A 15814-nucleotide genomic window follows, 5' to 3' on the forward strand; every position below is an offset into this window, starting at 1 on the left:
AACCTCTCACGCCGGGGGCCTGACCAACCCGGTCTGGTAGGCGATGACGACGAGCTGCGCGCGGTCACGTGCACCGAGCTTCACCATCGCGTGGCTGACGTGGGTGCGGGCGGTGGCCGGACTGAGGAACAGCTCGGCGCCGATCTCGTCGTTGCTGAGTCCCTGTCCCACCAGGGCCATGACTTCACGTTCGCGTCGCGTCAGCACCGCCAGCCGGTCCTCCGCGGCCCGGGTGACGATCCGTTGCGCGGTGAACTGAGCGATGAGGCGCCGGGTGATCCGCGGCGCGAGCAGCGCCTCACCCGCGGCGACCACCCGGATGGCGTGCAGCAGCTCGGCCGGCCCGGCGTCTTTGAGCAGGAAGCCGCTTGCGCCGGCTCGCAGCGCCTCGAAGACGTACGCATCGGTGTCGTACGTGGTCAGGATCAGGACCCGGATCTGTTCGAGGCCCCGCGTCCCGGCGATCTGTTCGGTGGCCTTGATCCCGTCCAGCACCGGCATGCGGATGTCCATGAGCACGACGTCGGGCCGGGCGGCCCGGGCCCGCTCCACGGCCTCGGCCCCGTCGGCGGCCTCCCCGACCACCGTGATGTCGTCCTCGACCTCGAGCAGGCCCTTGAACCCGGACCGCACCAGCACCTGATCGTCAGCCAGCAGGACCTTGATCGGAACGCCGCCGGCCGCGTTCATGAGCGCACCGCCGCGGCCGGAGCCAGCGGCAGCCGCGCCTTGACCTCGAACCCGCCGCACGGCCGCGGTCCGGCGGTCAGCTCTCCGCCCAGGAGCCCACAGCGCTCGCGCATGCCGATGATCCCGCGGCCCGGCTCGGCCGAGCCGCTGGTGACGCCCGAGTGTCCGGCCGGTGCGTCCGGACGCGCGGCGTCAGCACCCGAGCCGTCCCGGCCACCCTCGTCGGCCACTCGCACCTCCAGGACGTCGGTTCCGTAGTCGAGCGCGACCGTCACCCGGGTCGGGCCGGCGTGGCGGATCACGTTGGTGATCGACTCTTGCAGGATCCGGTAGGCCGTGGTGTCCACCGCGCTCGGCAACGGCGCCGCCGCCGAGCCCACCTCGAGCTTGATGTCGAGTCCGGCCTCGCGCGCCATCGTGGCGAGCTCGTTGATCTGTCCCAGCCCGGGGTGCGGCACCCGCCCGTTGTCCGAGTCGCGAAGCACCCCGAGGATCGCCCGCATCTCGTGCAACGCCTGAGCGCTCGTCTGCTCGATGGTCACCAGCGCGTCGCGTGCCCGTTCCGGCCGCTTGTCCAGCACGTACGCCGTGACACCGGCCTGCACGTTGATGATCGCGATGGCGTGAGCGACGGTGTCGTGGACTTCGCGCGCGATCCGCAGCCGCTCGGCGTCGACCCGCGAACGCGCTTCCTCCTCCCGGGTCCGTTCGGCCTGTCGAGCCCGCTCCTGAGCCTCGGCCGCGATGACCCGCCGGGACCGGGCCGACTCGCCCAGGGCGGCAGCCATGATCGACGCCGCGATCCGGAAGAACACCCATCCGATGGCGGCCGTCGGCTCGATGTCGGCCGCGGCGATGAGCCAGCCGGCGGTCAGCACGCTGATGCCCACGCCCGCGATCACCAGCGACCTGCGCCCGTCGCCGTAGGCGGTCAGCGTGTACAGGGCGACGAAGAGCGCGATCCATCCGGGCCCGTCCGAGAAGCCGGCGGTGTAGTACACCAGGCTGGCGAGCGCCGTCGCGATGAACACCTGTGCCGGCCACCGGCGGCGGGCGACCAGCACCAGGCCACTCGCGATCAGCAGCACGTATCCCAGGTGTCCGAGGTCGGTGAGCGGCCGCGACCCCACGTCCGGAGGTTTCGCGACGAGGCCCTGAACCTGCATCACGGCGACGACGAGTCCGAGCAGGACGTCTTGTGCCAGGACCGGCAGGCGGACCGGCAGGCGGAACGGCGTTGCTCGGCGTTTCATCCCGCGATGATAGTGCCCACGCTCGGGTGACCGGCTACGACGACGGGCGTGATCAGGTGCGAGCCGGTTACGCGAATCCGCGTAGGAGGTCCGGCTCACCGCTGTGCCGGCACATGTGGGGGATCAGCCGTCTGCGCGTCGGTCCGGGTCGGGATGGTGACGAGCAACGAGGTGCCGACGTTGGGCGGGCTCGTGATGGCCACGTGTCCGCCGAGGGCTTCGACGCGGTCCCGGAGGCCGGTGAGCCCGGATCCTCGGGCCGGGTCGGCACCGCCGACACCGTCGTCGTGGATGGCGAGCTGGAGCATGTCGGACTGGGTGGTGACGTTGACGTCCACCACCGACGCTTGCGAGTGTTTGGCCGCGTTCGTCAGCGACTCCGACACGACGTAATAGGCGGCGACTTCCACCGGTGTGGGTGGCCGGTGGTCGGTGTGGATGTGCAGTTGGACCGGGATCGCGGATCGGCGGGCGAGCGCCTTGAGCGCCGGCGCGAGGCCACCGGCACCGAGAATCGCCGGATGGATGCCACGTGCCAGTTCCCGCAGGTCCGTCACGACGGCGGTGAGGCTTGTCGCCGCGTGGGCCATGTGCGCCCGTAGCTGCTCGGGCGGCATGTCGACGTCCTCGGCGGCGCGCAGTTCGAGGCCGATGGCGATGAGATGTTGCTGTGCGCCGTCGTGCAGGTCACGTTCGATGCGCTGGCGTGCCTCGTCGGCGGCGGTGGCGATCCGGGCGCGGGAGGCGATGAGCTGGGCGCGGCTGTCGGCGTTGGCGATCGCGGTGGCGGCGAGGTCGGTGAAGTCCGTGATGCGTGCCTCCGCGTCCGGCGGCAGCGGCTCGGCCTGCGCGGAGGTGACGGCGAGGGTGCCCCACAGGCGGTCCTCGACGACGATCGGCACCGCGACCGCCGCCTGGATGCCCAATGCGCGCCTGCATGCGTTGCCGGGGTCGGCGTCGTCGGCGTACGAGTCGGTCCGGGCGGCGCGACCGGTACGCCACACCATGTCCGTGACGCTGCCGTTCCCGGCCTGTCCGTTCTCGTGTGCCGTTGTCCTCCAGCGGCTGCCGGGCAGCACCATCAGGCTGGGCTGGTTCGTCGAGACGACCGTGACCGTGCCGTCGGGTTCGTAGTGCAGCAGGGTCGTATGGCGGTCGTCCAGGAGCCGGCTGACCTCCGTGGTGACCGCGTGGAAGACCTCGGCCGGGCTGGCGGCGCGCGCCACGAGTGTCGCCACCCGCCGCAACGCGGCTTGCTGTGCCGCTCGTTGCTGAAGTTCCTCCCCGCGCGCGGCGAGCGCGTCGAGCATGGACCCGCGTTCGCGTGCGGCGTGCAGCAGTGACACGAGTGGCGGGATCACCCGCTGCCGCAGACGGTCCACCTGCCGGTCCGGCATTCCGGCGGGCACGCGGAGCGTCCCCAGCAGGGTGCCGTCGTGGCGGAGCGGGAGCGCGGTCTGCCGGCCGTCCGCATGGACGATCTCGCCGGTGGTGTACTCGCCGGGGACCGTCCGGTCCGGATCGGGTGCTGCGGCGCCGGGCGACCTGGGCGCCGGTTCGATCGTCGCCGTGGGCAGGTCCAGAGCCTGCGTGATCTTCCGGGATACCGCGGGCAGTGCCGCGACGACGTCGTCGGTGTCGAGCAGCAGGCGGGCCATGTCCGCGGTGAGGTCGGACTCCTGGGCCTGTGCGGCCCGCCTTCGGGACTGGTTCGCCAGCGCGCTGACCACCACCGCCACGGTGACGAAGACCAGGAGTGGCGTCACGTCCCGGACGTCGGAGTCGGCGAGGGTCCTGACGGGCCTGACGTAGAGGGACACGAACGCGACGACACTCACCAACGCCGTGGCCACTCCCAGCCACAGCCCCCAGACGATCGAGACCAGCACGACACCGAGCAGGTAGATGACGCTCGGCGTCGACTCCTTCGTGAACGCGTGGAGCGGGTAGGTGAGCAGGCTCTCCAGCACGATGAAGAGGAGAGCGACCGCGATTCCCAGCCATGCGGACGGAGGCGTCGGCCGCACCAGCAGCGACAACGGGCTTGCGCGCATAATGCCACTTTAGTCCGATTTCAGGCCGGAGGCTCCGCGGTGCTGCGCCGGCTCCCGGCCGGCCTGGGCCGACCTCGTGTCACGACGGACACGCAGGTCCGCTGTCACCCCGTGCCGTCCAAAGCGCCACGAATCGTCTGGGCCGACAGCTCCGCCTTGTCCACGAACGCCACGGCGGGACTCTCGTGGAGCAGGTCGACCATCTCGTCCCGGGAATGGCTGGAGATCAGGATGACCTGGACGGCCCAACTGTGGGCCCGGGCGATGGCCTCGATGCGTTCGGCCAGCGCGAAGCCGCTTTCCGCGCCCAAGTAGACGTCCACCAGGACGACGTCCGGCTGGAGTGCGTCGATGTCGGCGATCGCCTGCGCGCTGTCGTGCGCCACCCCGACGATGTTGATCCCTTGACTGGTCAGCGCCCGCTCGGCGGCCGCGAGAAACGCGGTCGAGTCGTCAACGATGAGACATCGGAGGACCATGACCCCAGCCTCCCGGCCGAACCAGCAAGGCTCCCGCGGACTCCACACCAACCTCCACCAACCGTAACGCGTGCGCAAGAAGGGACGCATGCTCTGCCGACGGCGATCGCGGCACACTCGGCCGGGCGGTCGGCCGGAGGCGCGCAGCGTGTCCGAGGTGGCGACCCGCCGAGGCCGGCTGCCGGGTCAGGTGCCGCCGATCGGGATCGTGACCAGGAGCGCGGTGCCGTTGCCGGCCGGGCTCACGATGTCCATGCGGCCGCCGAGGGTCTCGACACGGTCCTGGAGACCGATCAGCCCGGACCCTCGGCCGGTGCCGGCTCCGCCGACACCGTTGTCCTTGATCGAGAGGCGGAGGACCGCATCCTCCGCCTCGGCATCGACGTGCACCATGGTGGCCCGGGCGTGCTTGGCGGCGTTGGCGAGTGCTTCGGACACGACGTAGTACGCCGTCACCTCGACCGGCTCGGGCAACCGCCGGTCGATGTCCACGACGAGGTCGACCGGAACCGCGCTGCGGCGGCAGAGCGTTCGCAGCGCCGGCCCCAGTCCGCCCCTGGCCAGCATCGCCGGATGGATGCCCCGCGAGAGTTCCCGGAGATCCTCGAGGACGCAGGTCAGGCCGGTGGCGATCTGCGTCAGTTCCTCCCGCACCGCGTCGAGCCCGGGCGGTATCGCGGCCTCGACCATGCCCAGTTGGAGACGGAGCGAGACGAGCCGTTGCTGCGCGCCGTCGTGCAGGTCGCGTTCGAGCCGCCGACGGGCCTCGTCGGTGGCGGCGACGATACGGGCGCGGGAGGCGGTGAGCTGCGCATGGCTGTCGGCGTTGGCGACCGCGGTCGCGACCAGTTCGGTGAAGTCGGCGAGTCGCGCTTCCACCTCAGCCGGTATCGGTGCGGATCGCGTGGTCGAGATGACGGCAGCGCCCCAGAGACGGCCCGCGACGACGACCGGCACGCCGAACCCCGAATGGATGCCCAACTCGCGCAGCGTCGCGGCGATCGGACCCTCGGCGTTGTCGTAGGTCGTCCGGGCCGGGCGACCGGTGCTCTGGATCATCGCGGTGAGGCAGTGTCCCTCCAGCCGGATGCGCGTTCCAGCCGGCATCTCGACCATGCCGGGCTCGTTACGCCCTCCGACGAGGGTGCTCGTGCCGTCCGGCTCGTAGCGGACGAGGCCTGTGCTGTACGGGCCGAGGAGCTGGCACAGTTCCGCGGTCACCGCGCTGAACACCTCCGGCGGTGAGGCTCCGCGCGCGACCAGGACCGCCACCCGCCGCAGCGCGGCCTGTTCCTCCATCAGGAGGGTGGACGCCTCCATGAGCTCGGTGGCCTCTTCGCGGCTCGCCTTCAGCGAATTCGTGATCTCCTCACGTTCCCGCGCCGCGCACAGCAGCGACACCAGCGACGGCACCACCCGGTGCCGCAGACGCTCCAGGATCCGTTCGGGGGTGTCCGCGGGGACCAGCAGACTGCCTACCTGCGTCGCGCCGTCCCGCAAGGGGAACGCGACCCACTGCTCGTCCCCGGCCACCGCATCGAGCCCGATGGTCGCGGACCGCAGCTCGAACGCCTCCGCGAGCAGCCATGACACCGAATCGAGCGTCGAACGCACGTCGTCGGAGCGCAACATCCGGTGCGCCATCTCGGCGGCGAGGTCTGCCTCCCGGCGCCGCTCGGAGGCCTCGGCGGCGCGGGACCGGGCCAGGTCCGCGACGAAGCTGGTGAACAGCCCGGCTCCGATGAAGACCGCGGCGATCTGCAGGTCCCGGCGTGGGTCGAAGCCGAACGCCTGGAAGGGGACGGCGTGGAAGTAGTTGAAGGCGACGATGCTGGCCACCGACGTGACGACACCCAGCCAGACGCCCCACACGCTCGCGACCACCAGGACGCCGCACAGGTAGATGACACTTCTGGTACCCGCCGCGGAGTCTCCACTGAGCGGGTACAGCACGACGGTCTCCACCGCGACGAGCGCCGCTGCGACGATCAGCCCGAGCACGAGTGGCGGCCGCTTGTGTGACAGCAACAACGCTGTGAGGCGAGCCGGCATGGCGACCGCCCTCCACGCCTTGCGCCGGCACCGGCTCCCGCGGGCTCCTCACGCGGGAAGCGAACCGGCGCCGACCGTATGGCGTCCTGACGCAACTTCCCGTCATCCTACCTGGGCGAGCTGTGTGGGGTCCGTGCCGACGAGCCGGCGCGGGCGCCTCGAACGTCCTGCTGCGACCAGGCATCGCGCCGGTTGGCGGGGCCGTCCCCCATGCGGCTGCGGCGCCGAATCCCGCTCCCGCACGGCCGTGCTGTCCGCGATGACCGTCACCGGCGCGGACGGGCCACGCCCACGAGCGCCTCTGTCCACAGGCCGGTTCCGCAGGCGATCTCCAACACCCGTCCGCTCGGACGCATCTGCGCGACCAGCCGCGCGATGCGTTCACGAGCCGCCGCGACATCCCCGTACGCCGTCGCGTCATACTCGTTCGCCCGGCGCCGATAGTAACCGACCTGGTCAGCCAGAATCTCGTCCATCATGGTCCCATCATCACGCGGCGGCGTGTTCCGGCCCGGGCGACTCCATGATCATGGGATCGAGCGGCATGAACGGGGTCTGCGTCAGGTCGTCCGCCCAGTGTCAGTCCCCGCGCGACAGGCACGTGGTCGGCCGCGCCGCGAAGTGCCGCGTCCAGCGGGCCGTCCGGCGGCCGGCTCAGCCGTGCGGCAGGGCCATGATCTTGCCGGTCGTGGCCGCGTGTCGTGATCGCCACATGCCGAGCGGCGGTATTGACGTCGCACCGGACCGTCGACACACTGGGCGTCACAACTTCATAGCCGCATGTTGATGGGGGAAGTCCGGTCGAAGTCCGGCGCTGGCCCGCAACGGTAGGCGACGAGCAGCCCGCTCGTCGCAAGCCCGAATACCTGTCGACACGCGTGGATCGCACCTCCCAACCCGTCGTGGCCCACGGGTCGGAGTCGCCGGGCACGCCCGGTTTCTCTCGACTGCCGGGGCCGGAGAGGCACCGCCCGATGGCTGTCCGCCGGCACCGCGTCCGCACCCTGTTCGCCGGGGTGCTCGCCGCGTTCGCACTGTCCACCATGGCCGCCGCGCCCGCCGCTGCCGGTTCCCCACCCACTGTCGACCCAGCCGATGCCGCCGCCGGATGGCTGGCCCGCCAACTCGTCGACGGCGAACGGTTCGAGGTCGTCTTCGACGGCGTCGCCTACCCCGACCAGGGTCTCACCGTCGACGCGGTCTTCGCGTTCGCCGCCGCGAAGGTCGCCGGCGCCAATGCCGGCAAGGCGATGACCTGGCTCGCGCGGCCGGAGATCCTGACCGGCTACATCGGCGACGGCACCGAGGCGTACGCCGGGGCGACGGCCAAACTCGCGCTCGCCGTGCAGGTCCGGGGCGGCGACCCGGCCGCATTCGGCGGTGTCGACCTGATCGGCCGGCTGCGCGGGCTCCAGGCCCCGTCCGGCCGGTTCTCCGACCGGTCCGCGTTCGGCGACTACAGCAACGCGTTCACCCAGTCGTTCGCCCTGCTCACCCTGGACCGCACCCCGGCCGGCGCGCCGGCCACCGGCGCGACCTACCTGGCCGGGGCCCGGTGCGCCGACGGCGGCTTCCCGCTCTCCTTCGATCAGCCCACCTGCGTGAGCGACGTCGACGCGACCGCCCTGGTCGTGCAGGCGCTGCTGGCGGTCGGGCGGCCCGACGCCGCCGCCGCGGCCGTGACCTGGCTGTCGTCCGTGCAGTCCGGCGACGGGTCGTTCACCGACAGCGCCGGCGTGCCCAACGCCAACAGCACTGGCCTGGCCGCGCAGGCACTGCGCGTCGCGGGCCGTCCCGTCGCGTGGCTGAAGGCGCGGGGCTTCCTGCTCAGCCTGCAGGTCCGCTGCGCCGGTCCGGCCGCCCAGCGGGGCGGTATCGCCTACAGCCCGGCCGGGTTCGACCCGTCGACCGCGGTCCGGGCCACCGCCCAGGCCGTTCCCGGGCTCACCGGTGCCGGCCTGGCCACCCTTACCGCGGCCGGGTCCCGGCCCGCCGCGCCCGTCCTGGCGTGCCCATGAGCACCCCACATCTGGAAGGAGTCCGCATGACGTCCGCACTCCGACGGTGGGCCGCCGCCCTCGCGGCAGCGTTCGCCCTCGCCGGCGCCCTCGTCCTGGCGGAGCCCGCACCCCGCGCCGCGCACGCCGCCGCCTGCGCGCCCGGCGCCGGGGTGACCGTCGTGGTCGACTTCGGTCCGCTCGGCGGCGGGGTCGTGGTCGGCTGTCAGCTCGGCGACCCGCCGACGGGGCTGGCCGCACTGACCGGTGCCGGGTTCACCGTCACGGGCACGCAGCGGTGGGGCCTGGCGTTCGTATGCCGGATCGACGGCCGGCCGACCGCGGCGACCGAGCCGTGCGTCAACACCCCGCCGGCCTCGGCGTACTGGTCGTACTGGCACGCCACCCCCGGCGGCGCCTGGACGTACGGCACCCTCGGCGCCTCGTCGTACAACCCGGCACCGGGCACGGTCGAGGGCTGGCGGTTCGGCTCCGGTCAGGCCCCGTCGATCACGGCACCCTGACCATCGGTGGTGCCGTGGCTCACCTGGCGACCATGGAGCATCTTCGCTACGGTGACGCGGCACCACCCACAACTGCATACGCTCCCGGGCGGGGGAAGCCGGTGGAAGACCGGCGCTGACCCGCAGCCGTAAGCCACCGCAGGTGGCGAGCCGGAATGCCCGCCCGGGCAGTGAGCGGCTTCCCACTGTCGAGGTTCACAGGGCGAGGCCCCACGTGCCGGCGAGCCGGTGCCGGGGGAGCTTTGCCGACCGCTGTCGAAAGGCACCCCAATGCGTCTGCGCACGCACCGCGGCACCGTCGCCGTGCTGGCCGCGACCGCCGTCACCGGCATCGCCGCCGCGACGACCGCGCTCGCCGCACCGAGCCCTGCCCAGGTCACCGCCGGCCGGAACGCCGCGACGTGGCTGACCTCCCAGGTCGAGGGCGGAGTGCTGACCAACTTCGGCATGCCCGACATCGGGCTGACCATCGACGTGCTGCTGGCGCTGGAGGCCACCGGCGTCAGCGCGGCCACAGCCGCAACCGTCACCGACGCGATCGCCGCGAAGGCGGCGACGTTCAGCTACTACGAGATCGACTACGACGGTGACGGTGACGACGACCGCATCGTCGACGCGGGCTCCACCGCGAAGCTCCTCGTCGCCGCGGTCAGCACCGGCCGTGACCCGAAGGCGTTCGGCGGCCTCGACCTCGACGCGATGACCCGCCGCCTGATCGCGACGAGCGGCCCGCACCGGGGCCGGGTGCGAGACACCACCCCGGAGGTGTACGGCGGCGACGCCAGCAACACCTTCGACCAGTCCCTCGCCGTCCTCGGCCTGGTCCGCAGCGGCGGCGTGCCGCAGGACGTCGTCACGTACCTCATCAAGCAGCAGTGCCCGGCCGGCGGCTTTCGGCTCAACCCCGACCCGGCCGGTGCCTCGTGCGCCGCCGACGATTCGTCCGATGTGGACTCCACCGGCATGGCGGTCCAGGCCCTCCTCGCCGCCGGCGACACCACTGGCGCCGCGGCCGCGGCGGCGAAGGGCGCGGCCTGGCTGAAGGCCCGGCAGGGCGCCGACGGGTCGTTCGTCAACGGGCCGCAGCGGCCCGACCCGAACCTGCCCGCCGGACCGAACAGCAACAGCACCGGACTGGCCGGGCAGGCGCTCGCCGCCGCCGGGTACACCGCCGAGGCCGACAAGGCCGCCGCCTGGGTCGCCGCGCTGCAACTGACCAGCGGCACCGACAGCGGCGCGCTGGCCTACGAACAGGCCGACTTCGCCGAGGGCGCGATCGACGACATGCGCCGCGACCGGTGGCGCCGGGCGACCGCCCAGGCACTGCTCACGCTCGCCCAGGTGCCCCTCGGCGAGTTGGGCAGGTCTCCGTCCACGCCACCGTCCGCGTCGGCCTCGGCCGGCGCTTCCGCGCCACCGTCCGCATCGGCGTCGGCTTCCGCCTCTTCGCCGGCCTCGGCGAGCGCTTCGGCAAGCGGTTCGGCGCCGGGCGGCGCATCGGTTGCGCCGAGCACGTCGTCGAGCACCGCACCGGGCGGGCGCCTGCCCGTCACCGGCCAGCCGATCATGCGGATGGTCGCGGTCGCGGTGGCACTTGTCACGGCGGGTGCGGTGCTGCTGCTGGTGACCCGCCGCCGGCGGTCGCCGTGAAGGTCCGCCTGGCCGGGATCGTGACCGCGACGCTGGTGGTGACCACCGGCGTCGCCGTGCCCGTCCCCGCGCACGCCGCCGGGTCGGCCGGCTACTGCCCGGACAGCACCGGCGTGACGGTCGTCGTCGACTACAACGATCTCGGTGGCGGGATCGTCGTCCGCTGCGCCCCCGGCGCGCAGGACACCGGCCTCGCCGCGCTCAAGAACGCCGGGTTCACCGTAGCGGGGACCAACCGGTGGGGCGAGGCGTTCATCTGCCGGATCAACGGGAAACCGGCCGCGGCCACCGAACCGTGCGTCGACACCCCGCCGGCCTCGGCCTACTGGTCGTACTGGCACGCCCCCGACGGCGGCTCATGGACCTACAGCGACAAGGGCGTCAAGAACCGCACCCCACCGCAGGGCACCTTCGAGGGCTGGTCGTTCTCGAAGAACCACACCGGGGGCACCGCCCCGAGACCCGGTGTCGCACCGGCCCGGCCCGCACCACCACCGTCCGCCCCGCCGGCCGGCGGGGGACAGCCGAACCAGCCCGGACCTGCCGTGCCCGGCACGACCACCGGCCCGGCCGCCGGCGCACCGGCACCGGCGGCCACCACCGCCGCGCCGGTCGCGAGCGGCACCGCCGTACCGTCCACCGCGGCGCCGTCCGCCACCGTGCCGGGCTCCTCGGGTCCGCCGACCACGGCACAGGCCCACGGCTCCACGCCGGCGGTGGACGCCGCCGAGCAGACCGACGCCGGTGTACCGGCCGGGACGCTCGCCGGTGCCGGCCTGCTCGTACTGCTGGTGGCGGCCGGCGGCATCACTGCCCGGCGGCGCCGACGCCCACCGGCCGGGGACGCCTGACCGGCGTGGACGATCTGCCCCGCGTGCTGCACCCGGGCGCCTGGTGGCTGTGGGCGCTCGGGCTGGCCACCGCCGCCAGCCGCACCACCAACCCGATCGTGCTGGCGCTGATCGTCGCCGCCGCCGGGTACGTGGTGGCCCGCCGTCGCGGCGACGCGCCCTGGGCCCTGGCGTTCCGCCTCTATCTCGTCCTCGGCGCGCTGATCGTCGCGAGCCGGCTGCTGTTCCGGACGGTCTTCGGCGGCGGTGGCGGCACCCACGTGCTGATCACGCTGCCGCAGATCCCGCTGCCGGAGTGGGCCGCCGGCATCCGGCTGTTCGGACCGGTCGCCGCCGAAGAGCTCCTCGGCGGCCTCTACGACGGGCTGCGGCTCGCCGCGATGCTCGTCTGCCTCGGCGCCGCCAATGCCCTGGCCAACCCGAAGCGGCTGCTGAAGCTCGTCCCCGCCGCCCTGTACGAGGCCGGGACCGCGGTGGTGGTGGCCCTGTCGGTCGCACCGCAGTTGGCCGAGAGCGTCCTGCGGGTGCGGCGCGCCCGGCGGCTGCGAGGTGGCGCGGGCAGAGGCGTGCGGGCGCTGCGGGCGATCCTGCTGCCCGTCCTCGCCGACGCGCTGGACCGGTCGCTGGCCCTCGCCGCCGCCATGGACTCCCGAGGTTACGCCCGGGCCGGCACTACGCCCCGGCCGGTGCGCCTGGCCACCGGAGCGCTCGTCGTCGCCGGACTGCTCGGTGTCTGCGTCGGCGTGTACGGGCTGCTCGACGCCACCACACCACGGACGCTCGGCCTGCCGGTCCTCGCCGCCGGTGCCCTGGCCGCCGTGGCCGGGATGCTGCTCGGCGGTCGGCGGGTCCGGCGCAGCCGATACCGGCCCGACCCGTGGCGACCGGCCGAGACCCTGACCGTCCTGTGCGGTGCCGGAGCCGGAGCCCTGCTGTTCACCACCGCCGCCGTCGACCCGGCCGACCTGTACCCGTCGTTGAGCCCGCTCACCTGGCCGCGGCTCGGCCTGCTGCCGGCGGTCGCGATCGTGCTCGCCGCCGCGCCCGCCTGGCTCAGCCCGCCGCCCGTACCGTCGACGTCAGACATCACCGAGGGGGCCGTGTGATCGAGTTCGACCGGGTCGGTGTCACCTATGCCGACGCCGCGCGGCCGGCCATCCGCGACGTCACCCTGACCGTCGGGGAGGGGGAGCTGTGCCTCGTCGCCGGCAGCACCGGCACCGGCAAGTCCACCCTGCTCCGCGCGGTCAACGGCCTCGTGCCGCACTTCACCGGCGGTACCCTCACCGGCCGCGTCACCGTCGACGGCCGCGACACCCGCACGCACCCGCCGCGGGAGCTCGCCGACGTCGTCGGTGTCGTCGGCCAGGACCCGCTGCACGGGTTCGTCACCGACACCGTCGAGGAGGAACTCGCGTACGGCATGGAGCAGCTCGCCGTCCCCGCCGCGGTGATGCGCAAACGCGTCGAGGAGACCCTCGACCTGCTCGGCATCGCCGACCTGCGGCACCGTCCGCTGCGTACCCTGTCCGGCGGCCAGCAGCAACGCGTCGCGATCGGCGCCGTCCTCACCGCACATCCGCGGGTCGTCGTGCTCGACGAGCCCACGTCCGCGCTCGACCCGAGCGCCGCCGAGGACGTCCTGGCCGCGATCACCCGCCTCGTGCACGACCTCGGCATCACCGTCCTCATCGCCGAGCACCGCCTCGAACGGGTCGCCCACTACGCCGACCGGCTGCTGTACCTGCCCGGCGACGGCACCGTCACCGACGGCCCGCCCGCGCGGGTCCTCGCCGGCACCGCGGTCGCGCCGCCGATCGTCGAGCTCGGGCGCCTCGCCGGCTGGGAGCCCCTGCCGCTGTCCGTCCGTGACGCCCGCCGCCGTGCCGGACCGCTGCGCGACCGGCTCACCGGCCGGACCCCACCGGCCCGCGCCGGCGACACCGGCGCCTCCGATGCCGAGGTGCGGCTACGGGCGCGGGACCTGGCCGTGCGGTACGGCCGCCACGTCGCCGTGGCCGGGGTCGACCTGGACCTGCACGCGGGCACGGTCGTGGCACTCATGGGCCGCAACGGCTCCGGCAAGTCGTCCCTGCTGTGGGCACTGCAGGGCGCAGGGCCCCGCCACCGGGGCACGGTCGCCGCCGGCGGCGCCGATCCCGGCAGGCTGCCGCCGGCCGACGCCCGGCGGCGGGTCGGCCTCGTTCCGCAGACCCCCGCCGACCTGCTCTATCTCGAGACCGTCGACGCCGAGTGCGCCGCCGCCGACCGCGAGGCCGGTGCGGCCGGCGGTAGCTGCCGCGTGCTGCTCGACCGGCTCGCCCCGGACGTCCCCGGCGACCGCCACCCGCGCGACCTGTCCGAGGGCCAGCGCCTCGCCCTCGTCCTGGCCGTCCAGCTCACCGCGGCCCCGCCGGTGCTGCTGCTCGACGAGCCGACCCGCGGCCTCGACTACAGCGCCAAGCACCGCTTCACGGGCATCGTCCGCGATCTCGCCCGCAGCGGCACCGCGATCGTCGTGGCCACCCACGACGTCGAGCTGGTCGCCGCGCTCGCCGACCGCGTCGTTGTCATGGCCCAGGGCGAGATCGTGGCCGACGGGCCGACCGCCGACATCGTCGTCGCCTCGCCCACCTTCGCCCCGCAGGTCGCGAAGATCCTCCACCCGCAGCCGTGGCTCACCGTCGCTGACGTCGCCGAGGCACTCCGGTGAGCCGGCACGCCGTCCGGGTCGCCCCGCGCAGCGCCGTGGTGCTGGCGCTCGCCTCGCTCGCCGGGCTCGCCGCGTTCTTCTGGCCACTGTTCGTGCCCGCGCGGCCCGAGGCGATCGCCCGTACCGATGCGGCACCACTGATCTTCGTCGTGCTCCTGCCCGTCCTCGTGGGTGTCATGATCGCCGAGCTCAGCGGTGGTGGCCTCGACACCAGGGCGGTGGCGATGCTCGGTGTCCTCTCCGCGATCAACGCCGCCCTCCGGCCGCTCGGCGCCGGGACCGCCGGCATCGAAACCGTGTTCTTCCTGCTCGTCCTCGCCGGACGGGTGTTCGGCCCGGGCTTCGGATTCCTGCTCGGCTCCACCTCGCTGTTCGCCTCCGCCCTGCTGACCGCCGGCGTCGGGCCGTGGTTGCCGTTCCAGATGCTCGCCGCGTCCTGGGTCGGCCTCGGCGCCGGGCTGCTGCCCGGCCGCGTCGGCGGTCGGGCCGAGGTCGGTATGCTCGCCGGCTACGCGGCCGTCAGCGCCTACGCCTACGGCTTCTGCATGAACATGTGGTTCTGGCCGTTCAGCCCCGCCGCCGACACCCCGCTGTCCTACGTCGCCGGTGCGCCGCTGCTGGACAACCTGCACCGGTTCGTGCTCTTCACCGCTACCACGTCGTCCCTCGGCTGGGACACCGGCCGGGCCGTCACCAACGCCGCCGCCGTCGCCGTGCTCGGTGCCGCCGTGCTCGCCACCCTGCGCCGGGCGTCCCGCAGAGCCGCGTTCGACGCCCCGGTCACGTTCGCCGACCCGCTCACCCCTGGGCATCCTTCATGCCGGCACGGGGACACGACAGCAGATAGTCGTCGCGGACCCGCGCGGAGTTCCCGTCGACTTTCCGGCACCACCCGGTGTCCCATCGGTCGTGGTGGAAGGTTCAGGATGAAGCCATGCGACTGCCTGTGACCATCCGCGCGATGCTGGCCGCTGTCGCCGCGGCCATGCTCGTGCTGCTCGCCCCGGCACAGCCGGCATCAGCCCACGCCAGGCTGGTCAACAGCGACCCGGCCAACGGCGCCACGGTGACCACGCCGCTGACGGCGGTGACCTTCACCTTCAACGAGATGGTGAAGCAGCAGTTCAGCACGGTCGTGGTGACCGGTGCGGACGGCGTCTCCTACAGCGACGGCACGCCGAAGTCGGTCGACAAGACGTTGACCCAGGCGGTGAAGCCGCTCCCGTCCGGCGCGGTGAAGGTGGCCTGGCGCACCGTCTCCGGGGACGGGCACCCGATCGAGGGCCAGTTCACCTTCACCAACGCCGCACCCGCCCCGACCGGCGCCGTCCCGGCCACCAGCGCTCCGGCCGCGGTGGCCTCGAGCGCTCAGGCTGTCGTCGCCGACCAGGCGTCCGGGGAGGCCGGGTCGAACGGGCTGCTCTGGGCTGTCCTGGGCGGCGTCGCGGTGGTGCTGGCGCTGGCCGGTGGCGCCGTGTGGTGGCGCAGGCGGAGCACCAGCGGGTGATGCCCGAGGTACTGGGCCCGGCCCGGACAACTCGCTGTCCGGAT

The 15814-nt window shown here is 73.3% G+C and carries 14 protein-coding genes and 2 riboswitches; of the genes, 8 read left to right on the forward strand and 6 right to left on the reverse strand.

From position 1 onward, the window contains the following. Positions 1 to 6: 6 nt before the first annotated feature. The 6 genes from Drose_RS12760 to Drose_RS12785 form a co-directional block, all read right to left on the reverse strand. Positions 7 to 690 carry a response regulator gene (locus Drose_RS12760; RefSeq protein ID WP_260728388.1) on the reverse strand — a complete coding sequence of 228 codons (684 nt, stop codon included), beginning with the start codon at positions 688 to 690 and terminating at the stop codon, positions 7 to 9. Next, the gene (locus Drose_RS12765) at positions 687 to 1943 is read right to left on the reverse strand and encodes a sensor histidine kinase (protein ID WP_260728389.1); all 1257 of its coding nucleotides are present in this window, start codon (positions 1941 to 1943) and stop codon (positions 687 to 689) included. Before Drose_RS12765 ends, Drose_RS12760 begins: the two co-directional genes overlap by 4 nt. Before the next feature lie 95 nt (positions 1944 to 2038). Beyond that, positions 2039 to 3997, reverse strand: coding sequence for a sensor histidine kinase (locus Drose_RS12770; protein WP_260728390.1), 1959 nt, complete (start codon positions 3995 to 3997; stop codon positions 2039 to 2041). A gap of 104 nt (positions 3998 to 4101) precedes the next feature. Next, positions 4102 to 4476 (reverse strand): response regulator, encoded by a 375-nt coding sequence (locus Drose_RS12775; protein WP_260728391.1) that lies wholly within the window; start codon positions 4474 to 4476, stop codon positions 4102 to 4104. A gap of 186 nt (positions 4477 to 4662) precedes the next feature. Then, positions 4663 to 6528 carry a sensor histidine kinase gene (locus tag Drose_RS12780; protein ID WP_260728392.1) on the reverse strand — a complete coding sequence of 622 codons (1866 nt, stop codon included), beginning with the start codon at positions 6526 to 6528 and terminating at the stop codon, positions 4663 to 4665. Positions 6529 to 6794: 266 nt separating this feature from the next. Then, on the reverse strand, positions 6795 to 7007 hold the full coding sequence (locus Drose_RS12785; protein WP_260728393.1) for a class I SAM-dependent methyltransferase: 213 nt from the start codon (positions 7005 to 7007) through the stop codon (positions 6795 to 6797). 288 nt (positions 7008 to 7295) lie between these two features. Next, a riboswitch (cobalamin riboswitch) is annotated at positions 7296 to 7416 on the forward strand. An 86-nt stretch (positions 7417 to 7502) separates the two neighbouring features. Between Drose_RS12785 and Drose_RS12790 the strand changes: the two genes are divergently transcribed. The 8 genes from Drose_RS12790 to Drose_RS12825 all read left to right on the forward strand — a co-directional run bounded on the left by Drose_RS12790 (position 7503) and on the right by Drose_RS12825 (position 15770). Continuing rightward, complete coding sequence (locus Drose_RS12790; protein ID WP_260728394.1) at positions 7503 to 8546, forward strand: prenyltransferase/squalene oxidase repeat-containing protein; 1044 nt, start codon at positions 7503 to 7505, stop codon at positions 8544 to 8546. A gap of 26 nt (positions 8547 to 8572) precedes the next feature. Next, on the forward strand, positions 8573 to 9049 hold the full coding sequence (locus tag Drose_RS12795) for a hypothetical protein (RefSeq protein ID WP_260728395.1): 477 nt from the start codon (positions 8573 to 8575) through the stop codon (positions 9047 to 9049). A 32-nt stretch (positions 9050 to 9081) separates the two neighbouring features. Beyond that, a riboswitch (cobalamin riboswitch) is annotated at positions 9082 to 9230 on the forward strand. An 89-nt stretch (positions 9231 to 9319) separates the two neighbouring features. Beyond that, on the forward strand, positions 9320 to 10699 hold the full coding sequence (locus tag Drose_RS12800; protein ID WP_260728396.1) for a prenyltransferase/squalene oxidase repeat-containing protein: 1380 nt from the start codon (positions 9320 to 9322) through the stop codon (positions 10697 to 10699). Further along, positions 10696 to 11550, forward strand: a complete 855-nt coding sequence (locus tag Drose_RS12805; protein ID WP_390891376.1) for a hypothetical protein — start codon at positions 10696 to 10698, stop codon at positions 11548 to 11550. The genes Drose_RS12800 and Drose_RS12805 overlap by 4 nt, the downstream gene beginning before the upstream one ends. Before the next feature lie 5 nt (positions 11551 to 11555). Further along, the gene (locus tag Drose_RS12810; protein WP_260728397.1) at positions 11556 to 12656 is read left to right on the forward strand and encodes a CbiQ family ECF transporter T component; all 1101 of its coding nucleotides are present in this window, start codon (positions 11556 to 11558) and stop codon (positions 12654 to 12656) included. Further along, on the forward strand, positions 12653 to 14263 hold the full coding sequence (locus Drose_RS12815; protein WP_260728398.1) for an ABC transporter ATP-binding protein: 1611 nt from the start codon (positions 12653 to 12655) through the stop codon (positions 14261 to 14263). The genes Drose_RS12810 and Drose_RS12815 overlap by 4 nt, the downstream gene beginning before the upstream one ends. Next, the gene (locus Drose_RS12820) at positions 14260 to 15213 is read left to right on the forward strand and encodes an ECF transporter S component (protein ID WP_260728399.1); all 954 of its coding nucleotides are present in this window, start codon (positions 14260 to 14262) and stop codon (positions 15211 to 15213) included. Before Drose_RS12815 ends, Drose_RS12820 begins: the two co-directional genes overlap by 4 nt. Continuing rightward, entirely contained in the window at positions 15198 to 15770 is a 573-nt protein-coding gene (locus Drose_RS12825; RefSeq protein WP_260728400.1) for a copper resistance CopC family protein, read from the forward strand. Before Drose_RS12820 ends, Drose_RS12825 begins: the two co-directional genes overlap by 16 nt. Positions 15771 to 15814: the final 44 nt, after the last annotated feature.

It is taken from the genome of Dactylosporangium roseum, assembly GCF_025264685.1.
Taxonomy (GTDB): Bacteria; Actinomycetota; Actinomycetes; order Mycobacteriales; family Micromonosporaceae; genus Dactylosporangium; species Dactylosporangium roseum.